The 18,642-nt window shown below is 53.5% G+C and carries 11 protein-coding genes; 6 read left to right on the top strand and 5 right to left on the bottom strand.

Annotated features, from left to right (window positions below; genetic code table 11):
- Positions 1–34: 34 nt before the first annotated feature.
- On the bottom strand, positions 35–847 hold the full coding sequence (gene murQ / locus IPJ96_11410; protein ID MBK7910942.1) for an N-acetylmuramic acid 6-phosphate etherase: 813 nt from the start codon (positions 845–847) through the stop codon (positions 35–37).
- Between the two features lie 65 nt (positions 848–912).
- Positions 913–3,333 carry a transketolase gene (locus IPJ96_11405; protein MBK7910941.1) on the bottom strand — a complete coding sequence of 807 codons (2,421 nt, stop codon included), beginning with the start codon at positions 3,331–3,333 and terminating at the stop codon, positions 913–915.
- 141 nt (positions 3,334–3,474) lie between these two features.
- Between IPJ96_11405 and IPJ96_11400 the strand changes: the two genes are divergently transcribed.
- From IPJ96_11400 to IPJ96_11380, 5 genes are all read left to right on the top strand, one after another.
- A complete protein-coding gene (locus tag IPJ96_11400; GenBank protein ID MBK7910940.1) occupies positions 3,475–3,840 on the top strand; it encodes a hypothetical protein in 366 nt (121 codons plus the stop codon).
- A gap of 174 nt (positions 3,841–4,014) precedes the next feature.
- Entirely contained in the window at positions 4,015–4,791 is a 777-nt protein-coding gene (locus tag IPJ96_11395; GenBank protein ID MBK7910939.1) for a hypothetical protein, read from the top strand.
- A 4-nt stretch (positions 4,792–4,795) separates the two neighbouring features.
- Positions 4,796–5,875, top strand: a complete 1,080-nt coding sequence (locus IPJ96_11390; protein MBK7910938.1) for a cytochrome-c peroxidase — start codon at positions 4,796–4,798, stop codon at positions 5,873–5,875.
- A 162-nt stretch (positions 5,876–6,037) separates the two neighbouring features.
- Positions 6,038–6,976 (top strand): hypothetical protein, encoded by a 939-nt coding sequence (locus tag IPJ96_11385; protein ID MBK7910937.1) that lies wholly within the window; start codon positions 6,038–6,040, stop codon positions 6,974–6,976.
- 108 nt (positions 6,977–7,084) lie between these two features.
- Positions 7,085–11,428, top strand: a complete 4,344-nt coding sequence (locus IPJ96_11380) for a proprotein convertase P-domain-containing protein (GenBank protein ID MBK7910936.1) — start codon at positions 7,085–7,087, stop codon at positions 11,426–11,428.
- Positions 11,429–11,439: 11 nt separating this feature from the next.
- Here the strand turns inward: IPJ96_11380 and IPJ96_11375 are convergent, their stop codons facing one another.
- The 3 genes from IPJ96_11375 to IPJ96_11365 all read right to left on the bottom strand — a co-directional run bounded on the left by IPJ96_11375 (position 11,440) and on the right by IPJ96_11365 (position 16,547).
- Entirely contained in the window at positions 11,440–13,359 is a 1,920-nt protein-coding gene (locus IPJ96_11375; GenBank protein ID MBK7910935.1) for a tetratricopeptide repeat protein, read from the bottom strand.
- 84 nt (positions 13,360–13,443) lie between these two features.
- A complete protein-coding gene (locus IPJ96_11370; GenBank protein MBK7910934.1) occupies positions 13,444–14,310 on the bottom strand; it encodes a UbiA family prenyltransferase in 867 nt (288 codons plus the stop codon).
- Between the two features lie 44 nt (positions 14,311–14,354).
- Complete coding sequence (locus IPJ96_11365; GenBank protein ID MBK7910933.1) at positions 14,355–16,547, bottom strand: S8 family peptidase; 2,193 nt, start codon at positions 16,545–16,547, stop codon at positions 14,355–14,357.
- 265 nt (positions 16,548–16,812) lie between these two features.
- On the opposite strand from IPJ96_11365, the gene ettA reads away from it, so the two are divergent.
- Entirely contained in the window at positions 16,813–18,492 is a 1,680-nt protein-coding gene (gene ettA, locus IPJ96_11360; GenBank protein MBK7910932.1) for an energy-dependent translational throttle protein EttA, read from the top strand.
- Positions 18,493–18,642 lie beyond the last annotated feature (150 nt).

The raw sequence follows: 18,642 nt of genomic DNA, 5'->3' as shown, positions 1-18,642 counted from the left end.
ATTTACAAAAAATCAGCGGGAGCAGAACGTCCGATCAATCACGCCTGTAATGTGCCAGTGCTTTCCGAACTGAGCCAAATTTGTTCAACAAGTCGCCGGCCTCGATCGCGTTGATGTTGAGGGCGTTCATCAGCATTTTCGTTCCGCGGGTGATCAGCTTGTTATTGGTGAGTTGCATGTCGACCATCTGGTTTCCCTGTACGCGGCCGAGTTGGACCATGACTGAGGTGGAGATCATATTCAGCACGAGTTTCTGTGCTGTTCCGGCTTTCATCCGGGTGCTACCCGTAACGACTTCCGGCCCGACGATGATTTCGATCGGGTAGTGCGCCGCCTTGGCTACGGGTGTTCCGGGGTTGCAGGCGATCGCGATGGTCAGGATCTGGTTTTGTTTGCAGCGTTCCAAAGCGCCTACCACGTAAGGTGTAGTTCCTGATGCGGCAATGCCGATCACCACATCGTCCGGACAGATATCATGCTGTTGCAGATCGTTCCAGCCTTTTTCAGGATCATCTTCCGCGAATTCGACGGCCTTCCGAATGGCGGCATCTCCGCCGGCTATAAGTCCGATCACCCGCCCGTGTTCCAGACCATAGGTTGGAGGGAGTTCCGATGCATCGACTATCCCGAGGCGACCACTGGTCCCGGCGCCGAGGTAGAAGAGTCGGCCGCCTTTTCGCATCTTTTCCGTGATCAAAATGACTACCGTCTCGATGCGATGCAGGATCTTCTCAATCGCAAGCGGAACCGTTTGATCCTCTTTGTTAATGGCCGTAAGAAGGTCATATACCGGCAATTCGTCGAGATTGCGGTAGGGGGAATCTTTTTCTGTGATCTTTTCAGCCATAAATAGTGAAAGGCGTTTTCTTGCGCCCGGAATTTTCGCCGGGTCTTTACAAATGCGGTGCCAATTTACTTATAAAGCGGAAACCGAAGCGGATCGGCTTCGTGCATCATCCTGTACACCGAATCGGTAACATCCTCAGCATTCGGTTTGGAGAAGTAATCTCCATCGGATCCATAGGCCGGTCGGTGAGCCTTTGCGGTAATGGTTACCGGCGCACTGTCGAGGTACTGAAAGCCTTGTTGCTCTTCCAGGACTTGTTGCAGCAGATACGCGCTGGCACCACCAGGCACATCTTCATCCAGGATAAACAAACGGTTTGTCTTGCGCAAGGATTCAACAACGGCATGTTCCCGGTCGAAGGGTAGGAGAGACTGTGCGTCAATGAGTTCGACGGAAACGCCGAGCTCACGCAGCATCAGGATGGCTTCCTGGGCAATGCGTACACAGGAACCGTAGGTAAGCAAGGTCACATCGGATCCGGGTTCCAGCAGCTCCACTTTACCAAGCGGAACCCGGTATTCACCCAAGTTCGAAGGAAGACGCTCTTTCAAACGGTAACCGTTGAGGCACTCTACGATCAAACCGGGTTCATCACCGGCGAGTAGCGTATTGTAAAACCCTGCTGCCTGGGTCATGTTACGGGGGGTCAACACATGGATACCGCGCAGGGAATGCAGGATCATGCCCATGGGGGAGCCGCTGTGCCAGATACCTTCCAGACGATGGCCGCGGGTGCGTATGATGACCGGTGCTTTTTGACCTCCTTTGGTACGGTATTGCAGGGTAGCAAGATCGTCACTGAGTATCTGCAAGGCGTATAGCAAATAGTCCAGGTATTGAATCTCCGCGATCGGACGAAGTCCGCGCAAGGCTAGTCCGATGCCCTGACCGGCAATCGTAGCCTCGCGGATACCCATATCGGCAATGCGTAGTTCACCGAACTTGGCTTGTAATCCGGCAAATCCCTGGTTGACGTCGCCGATCTTTCCAACGTCTTCACCGAACGCGACCAGGCGCGGGTCTCGGGAAAAGAGTGCTTCGAAATTCGCCTGCAGGACTTCCCGTCCGTCGACCAGGGGAGCCTCCTCCGCATATCGGACTGCAATGGCTTCGACTTTGGTAGCCGCTTCGTCCGATGTGCTGTGTAGCCTGGAATTGTAGCGATCGGCATTGATAGCACGGAACCGTTGGTCGAATTGTACCAAAGCGGTCCTGGCCGGAGAAGTCTCTCCACGGGTAAGGCGCAGCGCCTTGTGCAGGGTAGTGGCAATGTCGCGTCGGGAGGGATCCAGCGACTTGTTCATTGCCTCGGCGGCTTGTAAAAGAGCGGATGACTGGTCGCTGGACTGCGCGAGATCTTCCAGCAGGGTAGTTAGTTCCTGCATGTCGAGCCGGATAGGTCCGAGGAAACGGTCCCAGGCACGCCGGCGGGCATCGGTTACGCTCTTCTTGGCTTCCGATTCGATCGCGTCACATTCTTCTGCGGTAGCGATGGCGGAGGAGATCATCCACTCCCGCATTTTCCGGATGCAGTCGTACTCTTCTTCCCACTGCAGACGTTCTTTCGATTTGTAACGTTCGTGGGAACCGGAGGTGGAATGACCCTGCGGCTGTGTTACCTGTTGGATATGAAAGAGGACCGGAACATGCTCTTCGCGGCAGATCCGGATACCCTGTTCGTACATTTCACAGAGACCCGGGTAATCCCAGCCTCTGGCCCGCAGGATCACATAGCCTTCTCCTTTTTCATTTCGCTCAAACCCCCGGAGGATTTCCGAAATGTTCTGTTTCGTGGTCTGGTGCTTCGCCGGTACCGAGATGCCATAGCCATCGTCCCAAACGCTGATCGCCATTGGGATCTGTAAAACGCCGGCAGCATTGATGGATTCGAAAAAGAGGCCTTCGGAGGTACTGGCATCGCCGATGGTGCCGAAAGCGACTTCGTTTCCGTTCACCGAGAAACCCGTCACAGCCTGCAAGCCCGGGTTATTGCGGTACAGTTTGGATGCCCATGCCAGTCCGACCAGGCGGGGCATTTGTCCTGCGGTAGGGGAGATATCGGCTGATGAATTCTTTTGCCTGGTAAGATCTTTCCAGCTACCGTCATCGTTCAGGTTGCGGGTGGCAAAATGCCCGTTCATGGAACGGCCCGCTGAGGCAGGCTCGTCTTCCAGACTCGGAGTAGCATAAAGTTGAGCAAAGAACTTTTCGATATCGGATTCCCCGATGGCGAACATCAGGGTCTGGTCTCTGTAATATCCGGATCGGAAGTCTCCCTCACGGAATTGTTTCGCGAGTGCCAGTTGCGCCACTTCTTTTCCATCGCCGAAGATTCCGAACTTGGCTTTGCCTGTGAGGACTTCTTTTCTCCCCAGCAGTGAAGCCTGTCGGCTTTCGTTGGCGAGACGATAATCGTTCAACACTTCCAGCCGAAAGGCTGAAAAATCCGGCGTATTTGTCGGGGAAGAAGGAGCGTGCTGTTTCATGAAATCGGCCTAAAAGTGCCCAAAACCGAACAAATATAACAAATCAGGGCCGAACGATTCACAACTGTTTCAAGTATAAAACCGTCAGAACATGACAAAACTCTTGTTTTCCCGGATTGTTTGTGATGTATATTTGCAACTATGCGTTCCCTACTGGCGATACTTGTCAGCCTGATGACCCTGCTCCAAGCGTCGAGCTCCCTGGTCATTTTTTCCGGCTTTCGCTTGAACCAGGATTTCATTGCCAAGAATCTTTGTGAGAACCGCTTCGTGCCCAAATCGCATTGCCACGGCAGTTGTCATATGATGAAGGAAATGAAAAAAGAGGAACAACGGGAAGAACGCTCCGGAGGAAATGTCCAGTCGGGCGGTGAGGTTGTTTACATTCCCCATCAAGCAACTGCTTTGGTTTCCACTGCCGGCTTTGTCACGGCACTTCCGAGTGAATATTTGATCGGATCTACCACCGCTTTTTCTAAGCCGCTTTGTCGGCCACCTGCGGTCTGAATGCGGCCCCGGTAAAGCACGCTTTACCGGTTTTACTGCTTCCTTACAACCACACTATTGCATCACAGATTCAGGCGCGATTCAGCCTTTGAAGCTGTCTGGTCCTGAATGAATGCAATTGTTTGGTGAAGCCTGCAAAATCCATTCAGTTTAATCCATCAAGTATCCCCTTCAATGAAATCCAATCTCCTCAAATACGCCATCCTGTCCGCATTCGCCCTCACGACCGTTTTCAGCTCTTGTAAAAAAGACGAAGACGACGATCAACCGACTCCGACCACTGGTTCGTTGTCTTTCGAACTGACCCATAAGGTTGGTTCGGACCCGCTGGTGCAGAATACCGTGACCTATGTGAATCTCGACGGCGATTCATTCGTCGTGACGAAGTTCCGGTATTATATCTCCAATGTAGTTTTGAAGAAATCAGACGGAAGTACCTATGCCCCGTCGGAATGTTATTACCTCGTGGATGATTCGGTGTCAAGCTCGAAGACCTTCACGATTTCCGATATTCCGGTAGGCGAATATACTTCCATGACCTTTTTGCTGGGAGTAGACAGTACCCGTAATTGCTCCGGTGCCCAGTCGGGCGCGCTCGACGCCCTCAACGGAATGTTCTGGAGTTGGAATAACGGTTACATTTTCCTGAAGCTGGAAGGCATGAGTTCCTCCGCCTCCGGTGGTATGTTCATGTATCACGTGGGTGGTTTCAAAGGAACGACCAACGCGATCCGGACCATTGCACCTGACTTCAACGGAGACGTAGTCGACATGCGAGCCGGAAAGACTTCCACCATCCATATGGTTGCGAACCTTGCGGAATTGTTCGCCAATCCTACGACTATTGATATTGGTACCCTGAGCATGATCCATATGCCGAGCGCGGAAGCGGTCACCCTGGCCGACAACTACGCCGACATGTTCCGGGTCGATCATATCCACAACGACTGACCGAATGCGTCTGTCTCTAAGACTTTATCAGGTTATCCTCCTGATGGGAGCCGGAATCGTTCTGTTCGTTGGGTGCGGGCAGGATGAGTCCACGGAGCTGCAACTGCCTTCGGACGGTGATGGACTCACCGAAGCCGATGTGGAGTTGCGGCTCCCGGCCGGTTTCCCTGTGCCATACTATTCCACCGCCACGAATCCGATTACCCTGGATGGATTCCGACTTGGCCGGAAACTGTTCTACGATCCAATACTATCCCGCGACAGTACGATTTCCTGCGCTTCCTGCCACCAGCAGTTCGCGGGATTCTCGCACCTGGATCATGATCGGAGCCATGGTATCGACGGACTATTCGGAATTCGTAATGCGCCGAGTCTTGCCAACCTTATTTGGAAGGATGAGTTGATGTGGGATGGTGGGGTGAACAACATTGAAGTTCAGCCTATCGCGGCCATCACCAATCCCGTCGAGATGGACGACAATCTGGCGAATATCCTTGTTAAGCTGAACCGACATCCCGAATACCCTGCCTTGTTTAAACGAGCATTCGGGACCGACTCCATTACTTCTCAACGAATGCTGAAAGCCATGGCCCAGTTCATGAGCCTGTTGAACAGCTCAAATGCCAAGTACGATCGGGTGAAGGCGGGAACGGAGTCGTTTTCGCAGTTGGAACAGGATGGCTATGCATTGTTTCAAGCCAAATGTGCCAGTTGTCACGCGGAGCCCCTGTTCACCGACAATTCGTATCGCAACAATGGTTTGACTCCATCGCCTGTGTTCAATGATTCCGGCCGGGCACATATTACCGGTATGCCGGCTGATCGTTACAAATTCAAAGTACCCAGTCTGCGGAACGTGGAAGTCAGCAGACCGTACATGCACGATGGACGATTCCTTGTACTGGATCAGGTTCTCAATCATTATAACTCGGGTATCCAGGCATCCGCCACACTGGATCCGCTCCTGACCAGCGGTATTCCGCTTACTGCCGACGAGAAAACAGCGCTGATCGCCTTCCTGAAGACCCTGACAGATCAGTCGTATCTGCAGGACCATCGGTTTGCGGATCCATTTCAGCCTTGAGCGCTGAAGTGCGTTTTCGTAACCGGAGGACTGCTCCAGAGCGGTAGGTATCCTGCTTTATGCGTGATGCCGGTCATCGGGCTGCTGTCGGTCATTAATTAGTTTCGCATCACTAGGACATTCGGACTCGCTTGTCCGGTTGATCATTCAAGCCTTGCAACCATGCGTTTTTCCGTAGATCGAATTGTTGTTTCCGTCCTGCTGTCCCTCTTATTGTTAGCAGGATCAGCAACAGCCTGTGAAATGTGCAACTGCTATCTCGGAATCAATCCGAATTATAATCAGCACATGATCGGCGTGAACTTCCGTCATCGCGTGTATCAAGGACTGCATGTACATCAGGCCAGTGACGGTCACAATCATGTGCATCCGGGGGAAGTGACGCCGACGATCCGGGAGAATTTTCAAACCACCGATCTGAACCTGCGGCTCTATCCATTGCCGGAATTGCAACTTTTCGTCAATCTTCCCTACAGCTACAATTACATCGAGACGAACGGAATGGTCACCGATGTGATCAAAGGATTTGGCGATGCTTTCATCTTGGGCCAGTACCAGGTGCTGAACACGATGCCCGATTCGGATAATGTACGTCATCGGGTTTTTCTTGGGGGCGGTGTAAAAGCTCCAACCGGCGTGTACGACAAGCCTTCCGATGACGGAGAAATCGAAGCGCACTACCAGCCCGGAACTGGCACATGGGATTTGTTATTGGCGGGTAGTTACCTGCTGAAATGGCGGCAATGGGGCGCTAGTAGCGATGTCACTTTCCGCACCGGGAGAAAGAACGATCTGGGTTATCACATGGGCGATCGGTTTAATGTTAATACTTCCATATTTCATCAGTTTGTTGTTAAGGATTGGACGATGCTACCCAGCCTGGGAGCGTTTTTCGAGCAGGCGGGTAAGGATGAACAGGATGAACTGACGGTCAGCAATACCGGTGGTTGGGGCTTATTGGGAAGTGCCGGTTTCGATCTCTATTACGGTCGTACCTCTCTCCACCTGGCCGGACAACTGCCATTGGCCCAGGATCTTGTCGGTACCCAAACCGAGAATAAATTCCGCCTGATTGCCGGTCTCCAGTTTGCTTTTCGCTGAGTTATTTAACTGGAATTCAATGCATTAAAATTTCATTAAAGCCGCTGATTTCGGGGGTATATTTCTGTTTTACAATTAACCCGGACTGCGAACCGGTCAAAGCCACCTATGAGCATTCGTTACTCCCTCAACAACAGGGTAAGGCTACTGCTTTACCTATTCATTTTCTCTTTCAGTGTGCCGACGTCGGTTTGGGGCGCTGAAGCACCCTGGAAGGAAACGACACCCGATAAGATACCGAATCGCGAACTGCGAACGGATCTGCCAGTTTCTTATCGAAGCTTTGAGCTCGACTTATCCGTGTTGCAATCCAAACTGCAGCAAGCGCCAATGGAAGTCCCCGGACAACCGTTCGCATCTTCCCTGGTGATCTCACTTCCCGGTCCGGATGGCCGTTCGATGGATTTCAAAGTCCGAGCATACGAAATGATGGAGCCCGGACTAAGCAGGAAGTTTCCTGCCCTCCGGACCTATCAGGCTGTGAGTATCAGTGACCCAAGTGTGACGGCTGTACTGGACCTAACCTACCTGGGTTTTCATGCAATGGTGATGGACCCGGCCGGCTGGTATTTTATCGATCCGTTCACGGTCGGTGATTCGCTACACTACATCGTCTATTTCAAACGCGATGCGCGGTCTGGCGTTCCATTCGAATGCGGATCGGGAACTGCATCGCAGAAACTCTTACCATCAAACGGTTCACAGGTACAACGATCCGCAGGAACCACCTTGCGTACCTATCGGCTTGCTGTCGGTTGCACCGGTGAATATGCTGCTTTCTTTGGGGGTACGGTGCCCGGGGCGATGTCGGGTATCGTAACCTCGGTCAATCGTGTGAATGCAGTCTATGAACAGGAGTTGGCCATTCGCATGGTCCTCGTGACAAACAACGATCGTGTGGTTTACACGAATGCAGCCACGGATCCTTACACGAATAGTTCGGGTTCGACGATGCTGGGGGAGAACCAGACGACCCTCGATTCGCGGATCGGTTCGGCGAATTACGATATCGGACACGTCTTCAGTACCGGCGGTGGCGGAGTCGCATCGCTGCGTTCACCCTGCACATCCTCGAAGGCACGTGGCGTGACGGGAAGGGGTAGTCCCACGGGCGATGCCTTCGACATCGACTACGTCGCCCACGAAATGGGACACCAGTTCGGAGGCAACCATACCTTCAACGGCAACCAGGGCTCTTGCAGCGGCAACCGGAATGCCTCGACGGCCTACGAGGTTGGGAGTGGAACGACCATCATGGCCTACGCAGGTATTTGCGGAACGGACAATACCCAAAGCTTTAGTGATCCGTATTTCCATACCATCAGCTTTGATGAAATCAGGAATTTCGTCGAGACCGGCAGTGGCAGTACGTGCGGTGTTGCAAGCGCTTCCGGCAACCAGGCTCCTTCCTGCAATGGAGGAGCGAATTATACGATTCCGATCAGTACACCCTTTACCCTCACAGGCAGCGGAACCGATCCCGATGGTGATCGGGTTACTTATCTGTGGGAGCAATTCGACCTGGGCGCTGCAGGCGCTCCGGGAAACGCCACGAGTACCACGGCACCCATCTTCCGTTGCTTCGTTCCTGCTTCAACACCTTCCAGAACGTTTCCGAAGCTTTCCGACATCCTCAATAACACCACCACGATCGGCGAGATCCTGCCTTCCGTAGCGCGGACCCTGAAATTCCGTATGACCGTGCGCGACAATCGCTTCGGCGGCGGCGGAGTGACCCATCACGACGATACGATCCGCGTGACCGTTGTCAATTCGGGAGGTGCGTTCTCTGTAACGGCTCCGAATACGGCCGTTACCTGGGCTTCAGGTGCTACCGAGACGGTTACCTGGAATGTATCCGGAACGACGGGTGCGCCGATCAGTTGCGCCAATGTCCGGATTCTGTTGTCGATCGACGGAGGATTGAATTTCAATTACACCCTGAACAGTTCGACCGCGAACGATGGCAGTGAAAGCGTCACCGTCCCGAATCTCGCGACGACCCAGGCGCGAATCAAGGTGGAGGCGGTGGGCAATATCTTCTTCGACATCTCCAATACGAATTTCACGATCACTGCGCCTGCTGCTGTTGCAACGAGTTTGCAAACCAATTCGCTTGCATCGGCATCGCTTTGCCCGGGATCCACGGCATCCATCGTATTCACGGGTAACGGGACGTTTAACGCGGGCAATGTGTTCACCGTTCAGCTCAGCAATGGTAGCGGGTCGTTTTCTTCACCAGTCACGATCGGAACGCTGACTGCGACATCTCCGGCTGCGATTACCGTCACGATACCGCTCGGAACAGTAAGCGATACAGCCTACCGCATCAGGGTGATCAGTTCCAATCCGGCCTTGATCGGCGCTAATAACGGTTCCAATCTGACCATTACCGCCTTGCCGGCTGCGGCAGGCGCAATCACCGGTTCGGTTAGTGTCTGTCAAACCCAAACGGGTGTCGTCTATACGGTTCCGGCCGTCGCGAACGCGGCTTATTATCAGTGGACCCTGCCTTCCGGAGCCACCTTCGGAACGACCACCTATACGAACAGCATTTCGGTGAACTACAGTGCCGTAGCGATCAATGGAAACGTGACGGTAGCGGGCCGCAACGCTTGCGGTACCGGCGCTTCGTCCAGTCTGCCGGTGACGGTAAACACCATTGCACCCGCCGCAGGTGTCATTACCGGCACCGCGTCCGTTTGTGCCGGCACATCGGGTGTGACCTATAGTATCACGCCGCTCTCTGGTGTGACGGGTTATTCCTGGTCGTTGCCCTCCGGAGCGACCATAGTCTCCGGTAACAACACCAATAGCATCACCGTTAACTTCGGTACTTCCGCTTCGTCCGGTACTATTTCGGTGGCGGGCGTGAATTCCTGTGGTTCCGGAACGGCCTCATCACTCTTCGTTTCCGTGCTGCCGATTCCGGCAGCCCCGACGATCAGTGCCGGTGGCAGTACGAATATCTGTCCGTCCGGCAGCGTCAATCTTTCGTACACCGGAACGTCGGGTTATGATTACCAGTGGCGCAGAAATGGCGCCGACATTTCCGGAGCAACATCCAGCTCCTATTCCGCAACCCAGGGCGGCACGTATGATGTTCGGACATCGTTTGCAGCCGCAGCCGCACAGTCCATCACCAATGCTACGCCGGCTACGATCAATGACAATACCTGCTCGGCTACCGGAATCAGTAATATCGTTGTGTCGGGTTACAGCGCAGTATTGCCAAGCGCCGGTATCGCCATCACCATCAATCTGACACATACCTATGATGGCGATATCGCCATCTTCCTTCAGGCGCCGAATGGTGACATATTGGGACTGAGCAATCAGCTCGGTGGAAGTGGCGATAATTTCACCAACACGGTCTTCACCGATACCGCCTCATCCGCTCTGCCCGCGAGTGGCGCTCCTTATACGGGATATTACAAGCCAGCCACGTCGACCTTTACGAGTTGTATCACCTCAAACATTACGTCTTTTGGACAAATCGGTGGAGGAGCGATCAATCCGAATGGTACCTGGAGCTTACGGGTCTATGACCGAGCCGGTGGAGATGTGGGAACGATCAATTCCTGGACCTTGCACCTGCCTGCACAGACTAATACCTGCACGAGTTTGTCCAATTCAATTATCGTTACTGAGTTGCCTGCGGTCACGGTCTCCGGTTTTTCGCCGACTGCAGGAACTGCAGGAACCCTGGTGACGATCAGCGGAACCGGATTTACCGGCGCGACTGCCGTGACGTTCAATGGAACCAGCGCTTCGTTCACGGTGGTGAACAGTACGACGATAACGGCAACCGTACCGGCCGGGGCCACTACCGGTGTCGTTGTCGTTACGGCGCCCTGCGGAACAGCCTCCTCGGGAACAGCCTTTACCATTGGATCATCCACCACGTTGAATGTTCACGTACTGATTGAAGGCTACCACCTCGGTGGAGGAGTCATGCCGGAAGTCTCGGCTACCGGTGTTTGTGATACGGTGACCGTCGTCCTTGCTGCAGCCGCCAGTCCGGGCGTTGACTTTGCAACCGCCCGCGCAGCGATCAATACCAGCGGTTGGGGTGCGTTCGTCTTCAGCGGCCTCACACCGGGGTCGTATTATATCGGTGTGCGGCACCGCAACAGTATTGAAACCTGGAGCGCCAGTGCAATCAGCTTGTCAGCAGGAAGCGCCAGTTACGATTTCACCACAGCAAGTACACAGGCTTATGGTGGCAACCTGAGAAATCTGGGCGGTGGCCGGTTCGCGTTGTTCAGTGGCGATGTCAACCAGGACGACTTGATTGAATCTGCAGATTATGGTGCCGTCGAAAATGCGGTTGTTGGCTTCTTATCGGGATATCAGGTCGAAGACCTTACAGGCGATAACCTGGTCGAGTCGACCGACTATTCATTGATTGAAAACAACTTGATGGGATTCATCTTCAGTATTCGTCCCTGATACTAAGGGCCTCAGCGTTGCTGTCCGATTAACTGGCTGGCAGCGGCAAAGCCCTGTTTGGCTTTCTCGTTGTTCGGATTGATGTTGGTCAACAGGAATTCCCAGGTAGATCGCGCTTTTTCCAGTTGCCCTCCTGAGAAATACGCGCCGCCCAGGTTGTATAGGATGCTCTCATTCCGATCATCCAGCTGACGCGCCCATTCCAGCCACTGGATGGCTCCGGAAAAGTCCTTGTTCGATCCTTTCATGAGCGCGTTGTTCATGAGCACCTCTGCGTAGGTCCTGAGCGCGGGGTCGTTGTGGTGGTATTCTTTCGCCTTCAGCCAGGCTGCAACAGCTTCCGGATACTTACCCTGGTAAAAGTAAGCCACTCCCATATTGGAATATCCTTTCGGGAATTTCGGATAGATGTCGACGGAACGTTGCAGGTAGCGAATGCCTTCTTCGATGTAGGCTTGTTCCTTCGGAGTACCTTTAATGCCTTCTTTCTGACTTTCATCCAGCAGGCTCTTTCCGGCATTCGCATTGACCAGTACGGAGTTTGAAGACAGTCGCACGTCGTGCGTGAAGAGCGTGAAGTCATTTTTCCACAATGCATTTCTCGAGACAACAATGCGGGCAGCAAAGACACCGATGACCAACAGAATGGCCTGCAGCAGGATGGCGCGTTGTTTCCTGAGTGTTTCCGGGAGTTTTTCCAACAGCCAGATGAATCCCATGGCAGCCAAGACGCAAATCGCGAAGGAGCAGATATAGGTCAGGCGCTCACTGAAGATCGTACCGATCTCTACGGCAAGATTCGAAATGATGAAAAGATGCCCGAGATAAAAGAGCAGAAAGAAAACCGCTCTATGGTGCTGCTTCCTGTATAAGATCCAGGTCAGGATGACCAACCCGATATGCAGTAAAAGAGAAGTGATGAATTCCAGGCTGGAGAAATTCACAAAGGCGATTTGGTTGTAGGAATAATCAGCACGCAGGTCTGTCGGCAAGAGCAATAAGCCCAGGTAACGCGTCAACAACCAGATTTTCGTAGCCAGTTTCTCTTCGCCGGATCCCAGTGCGTAAGGGTTATTCAGGACCTCGGCGGAAGCGGTTTGATTCAACGTCGTTCCGGAAGTAGCGGAAATCCTTACCAGGAAGTATAAACCGATGACGACAAAGTAGGGAATCGAGGATAACAGGCTCTTACGCAGGGGTGCCTTGACGATCAGGTAGAGATAGGCCGGCAGAAGGACCAGGAGCAAAACGCCGTATTCCTTGGATAGGAGCGAGGCAAAAAGAAAAACACAACCGAGTATCGTATCCAGGATCTTCCCTGATCTGGCTCCGCGCGCGGCGTAGATCAGTGTAAGCAGATAAAAGAGGAGCGGCAATAGTTCGTTCCGGCTCTTGATGTTGGCGACCACCTCGCTATGGACAGGATGAATGGCGAAGAGCAGGGTAGCGAGAAAGGCTACGTCGGGCTGGTCCGGGAAGACGTGCTTTCGCAGGAGAGCCAGCATGAGGATCAGTGTCAGGCAATAGATCAACACATTGAAAAAATGCCGGATATGGGGATCCTCTCCGAAGAGTGAATGTTCGATCGCGAACGTGACGATGGAAAGCGGGCGGTAACGGCCTCCGGCGAATTGTTCGCCTACTCCTTGTTGTGCGTAGAAGAAATCCAATTCCCCGTGCGAAAGGATCTTGCCAATCCCTTTGGTGCCCTGCTGGACCCAGATATTTTCCTTGATGACCAGTCCGTCGTCCAAAGCGTATTCGTTTGGAATACTGTTGGCATAGAGCAGGAACCCGAGCACGAAAAGGAAAAGTGCCTGAAAAGCGAACCGGTGGGTATAGAACAGTCCGGGTGCCAGGGGAGGCAGGGCAGGCGCATGCGGAGCCTGTTTGTTCCCTGATTTGGATAAGTTCTTTTTACGGGAAGACACTGCGATCGGAATTGGTCGTTTGACCAAAGTACGAAGGCAGCGCAGATTGCGCAAGGCATTCGCTGTGCCGGCAATGCGCTTAAATCAGTGGTGGAGCAGCAATTCGCCCACTACGAAGATTGCGAAAACCAGGCTGGCGATTCCGTTTGTCGTGAAAAAGGCCAGGTTCACCCTGCGCAGGTCGTCGGGCTTTACCAGGCTGTGCTGATAGATCAACAAGGCAATAAATAGCGTCACCCCGATCCAGTACAGCCAACCGAAGTCACCCAGGTAGCCCGCGAGGATGACGAACCCGGCAGAAAGCATGTGTAACAACGAAGAGATTCCCAGGGCTTTTTTCTTACCAAAGGATGCCGGCATCGAGTAGAGTGAAAGCGATCGGTCAAACGCTTCGTCCTGCAATGCATAGATGATGTCGAACCCGCTTACCCAGGTGATGACGCACAGGGAAAAACAGATCGGTAAAAAGTCGAACACTCCGGTAACGGCAAGATAAGCTCCGATCGGTGCGAGTGACAAGCCAAGTCCGAGGACCAGATGGCACAGCCAGGTAAAGCGCTTGGTGTACGAATAACCCAATACTACCGACAAGGCAACAGGGCTGAGGTAGAAACACAACGGATTAATCGTCCAGGTGGTCAGGATAAAGAGGAGGCAACTAACGGCGACCAGCGCGGTAGCTGCTACAGGCGAAATGGTTCCCGCCGGTATTTCCCTGGATCTGGTACGTTCGTTTTGGGCATCGATCCTGCGGTCGATCAGGCGGTTGAAGGCCATCGCGGCGGTGCGTGCCGTTACCATACACGCCAGGACTTTTAGAAACAACAGGAAGTCGAACGTGTAACCCGGACGCGAGATGCCCAGGAAATATCCGATTACCGCAAAGGGTAAGGCGAATACGGTGTGACTGAACTTGACGAGGGAGAGGTAGTTTCGAAAAACGGCCTGCATACCCTGCAAAGGTAATAAACCGGCGGGGCTATGAACCGTTCTGTTTAACGTACCACTGCCAGCCGGATGGTGCGCAGGATGCGGCGATCGGTTTCCAGTGATACCGTATAGTACCCGGGTGCCAGATCCGTGATGCCAGCCTCCAGCGTGCCTGCGGCTCTGTTCAATACGAATGATTTAATGGTCCGGCCGACCGGATCGGTGATACGGATCCTCGGTTCGCGATTATCACGCAGTAGGCTGAGGTCGAAATGAAAGGTGGTGGATGATGAAGCGGGGTTGGGGTATACGCCAAAGTCGATATACGGACTGTCGCCGGTTTCCTCAATGCCAACCGTACATCCGCGAACGACTGCGTATGCATCCACTTTCCCGTAGCCCCAGTCGTTGTCTGGAAGATTGTTTCCGGTGTATTGATCCTGGTCTGCGCAACGGAGCAAGGCGTTTTTCACTTCCTGCCAATCGGCTGACGGGTTCTTTTCGAGATAGAGGGCGGCAATGCCTGCTACGACCGGTGACGACATGGACGTGCCGCTGCTTCGTTTGTGCTTGCGACCTGCAGCGACCTTCTCGGGTTCAACGGCTACGAGCTGATTCAGCTCTGCCTGTGTGCCGCACGATAAGACCCATTCGCCGGTAGCGGTGATGTCGGGCTTTATGCGACCATCGCGTGTTGGTCCTTTGCTTGAAAAGGAGGAGAGTTTGCCCACGACGATGGACGTGTCCATGGTAGTGGCGAAGTTGGCGTTGGTGTAATAATTACGATTGGCGTAGCTGCCTACCGTGATCACCTTATCGCTGCAGGTGAAACTGCTCACCAGGGTTTGGTCGGTGTCCGGCTTGCGGTAGTTGCGGATGTCCGGATAGCTGATCGAGTCGGGCAGGTTATCGAAAACCATGTCGTAGCTCCAGGCGTCGAATCGGCCCAGGCCGGTGGAACTGAATCGCCAGAAGTAGCGGGAAGTATCGGAGCCGTTGATGTTGACGATCGAATCAGGATAGATCCGGTAATCCAGTCCATACGCGCCATTCCAGTATTGCACCATGCTTTCGATCAGCCCCAGTTGATTTCCCTGCGCGTCAAACAGGGTGTCGGTCTTCAATACTCCGGGATCAAGATCACCGGCTCGGAAGGGAAGCTCCGCCAGGGAAGCGCGGGTAGGACTTACGCGATCGATGCCGACCGAAAACCGGATGTTGCCAAAGACGCCGGAGTCGCCCCAGGCCTGAATGTGCAGCGATTGCGTTCCCGGTTGCATCCAGGTGAACTGCGTATCGGCCGAAGCTTCATAGCCCAGGTGGATCGGTGCATTGCCCGCATTTCCCGCAGAACATACGACCACATGTCCCGGTCGGGCACTGATCAGGTTATCGATCGCCAGTGCCTGGATGTCCTTGCCGTCGTGCGAACCGAAGTACGTACCCAGGCTGATGTTGATGACGGCAGGTTTCCCAAGACTGTCGGCTTTGTCGAAAATGTACTTCACTGCGTCCACGAGCGAGGAGAGGAACTCGTTATCCGGGCGGTTCAGATTCATCTTGACCACAATCATGTCGGCATTAGGTGCGACCCCACGGTAATTATTCAGGGCGCGGCCATTGCCGCAGGCGATACCGGCAACGTGCGTACCGTGCGAGGTAGGGCTGTCGTAATGTTGGGTGGAAGTGTCGATCTGACTGCCGGTATATTCTTTGCCATAGCCGTAGGGCTGCGCCTGCGTCGCTGCATCGAAATTGATGTTGGCCTGGTCCCAAAGGAAGGCGATGCGCGTCCGCCCGCTGTTGTCGCGGAAGTCGGGGTGCGTATAGTCGATGCCTTCGTCGATGATGCCCATGATGACACCATCTCCCTGGTATCCTTGCGGCAAATTAAAGCCGAGGTGGACCTCACTCACATGATTCATCTCGACCATGCGGTCGTTGAGTGGTTCCAACTGAAGGTCGTTGCTTTCGATTCGACGGATCTCGGCACAGGCTGCCAACTCCTGAATACCGCTCAACGGTATCCGGATAGCATGAATATCTCCGGCCGAATACTTGAAGGTTCCACCAAGCGCCTCCGTCTTCTCGCGAACGACGCTTGCATCACCCTGTACGAACAAGGCGATCTCGCGATTCTGGATGCGGGAATGCTTGAGCTGTCGGGCCAGCGAAAAATTGAACTTGGAAGATTCTTGTGCCTGCATTCCGTTCAGGGAAAGGCTCAGCACACCGATTGCAGCGAGTATTTTTTTCATTGGGCTTAAACTCATTCCCTATACCCGACAGTTGATGAAAATGTTGCAGAAAATCAATCAGTTCCTTTGCAGTTCAATAGCATCTAACTGCCTAATTATTAAAGATTTTTACCGAAATTGGCGCTCCGAAAACGGGAAAGTCATTCATTCTGGTAAAAATTCGAATTGTTGGATCAGGGTGTTTATTCAAGTAATTGATTATCAATTAATTACATAATAGCGAATATCGACCCTCCCGTTCGAAATCAACAAAGCAACGCTCACTATGTCAGACGATAAAAAGATCATTTTTTCCATGGTGAAGGTCTCCAAGACCTTTACTACCGGTAAGACAGTTCTCAAAGACATCTACCTGTCCTTCTTCTATGGTGCCAAGATCGGTATCCTGGGTTTGAACGGTGCCGGTAAATCAACCTTGTTAAAGATCATCGCAGGGTTGGAAAAATCCTTTCAGGGCGATGTGGTTTTTTCGCCGGGCTACACCGTCGGTTACCTGTCACAGGAGCCCGAACTCGACCCGAGCAAGACCGCGCGCGAGATCGTGATGGAAGGCGCACAGCGGGTGGTGGACCTGTTGAAGGAATTCGAAGAGATCAACAACAAGTTCGGGGAACCGATGAGCGACGATGAGATGAATAAACTCATCGAGCGTCAAGGGCAGGTACAAGATGCCATCGATGCCGCAGGGGGATGGGAGCTCGACAACAAAATCGAGGTCGCCATGGACGCGCTACGCTGTCCGGATCCGGAAACGAATGTGGCCAACCTGTCGGGCGGTGAGAAACGTCGTCTCGCGCTTTGTCGTCTGCTGCTGCAAGAGCCGGATGTGCTGCTGCTCGACGAACCGACCAACCACCTCGACGCGGAATCGGTCCTCTGGCTGGAGCAACACCTCAAGCAGTATGCCGGTACGGTCATCGCCGTTACGCACGATCGTTACTTCCTCGACAACGTAGCCGGCTGGATCCTCGAACTGGATCGTGGTGAAGGTATTCCGTGGAAGGGAAATTACTCCTCCTGGCTCGAACAGAAATCGAATCGTCTGGCTCAGGAAGAGAAAACAGAAAGCAAGCGCCGCAAGACACTCGAGCGGGAATTGGAATGGGTACGCATGTCGCCGAAAGGCCGTCACGCAAAATCCAAAGCCCGTATCGCCGCCTATGATCGTTTGCTGAACGAGGATGTAAAGGAGCGCGAAGACAAGCTCGAACTCTTCATCCCGCCGGGCCCGCGCCTGGGAAGTGTGGTGTACGAGTTTGAGAACGTGACCAAGTCCTACGGAGACCGCGTGTTGTTTGAGAATCTGAGCTTCTCCCTGCCGCCTGCGGGAGTGGTTGGTGTTATCGGTCCGAACGGAGCCGGTAAGACCACGCTCTTTAAACTGCTGATGGGTCTCGAACAACCCGATAGCGGCACCATTCGTCGGGGCGATACGGTACAGGTAGCTTATGTGGACCAGACGCACGACGACCTGGTACCGGGTAAGACGGTTTTTGAGATCATCTCCGGCGGAACCGAAACGATGGTCGTAGGCGGTCGACAGTTGAATGCCCGCGCCTATGTTTCCAAGTTCAACTTCAGCGGTACGGACCAGAGCAAGAAACTGGAAGTGCTTTCCGGCGGAGAGCGCAACCGGGTTCACCTCGCGATAGCGTTGAAGCAGGGCAGCAACGTCTTACTCCTCGACGAACCGACGAACGACATCGACGTGAACACCCTCCGGGCGCTCGAAGAAGCCATCGAGAACTTTGCCGGTTGCGCGGTCATCATCTCCCACGACCGTTGGTTCCTCGATCGCGTAGCTACGCACATCCTGGCCTTCGAAGGCGATTCGCAAGTCTACTTCTTCGACGGCAACTTCTCCGAATACGAAGAGAACAAAAAACAGCGCCTCGGCGATGTTCAGCCGCATCGCATCCGGTACAAGAGCCTGGTGCGGTCCTGATCGATTGCTGCAATCATCCTTGGAAAGGCCGTGTCCATCAGACCGGCCATTTTCATTGGGAGTTCGGTGAATTCATTGTTGAATTCTGCAGGATAACTCCCCGAAGCCAGGGGCGAATTTCCAGCCTCGTCCGCTACCTTTGAGATCAAT

It is taken from the genome of Bacteroidota bacterium (assembly GCA_016713765.1).
Lineage (GTDB): Bacteria > Bacteroidota > Bacteroidia > AKYH767-A > 2013-40CM-41-45 > Pollutiaquabacter > Pollutiaquabacter aromativorans.
The sequence above is the reverse complement of the archived record's forward strand: the minus strand, read 5'-3'. Positions and strand labels throughout refer to the sequence as shown.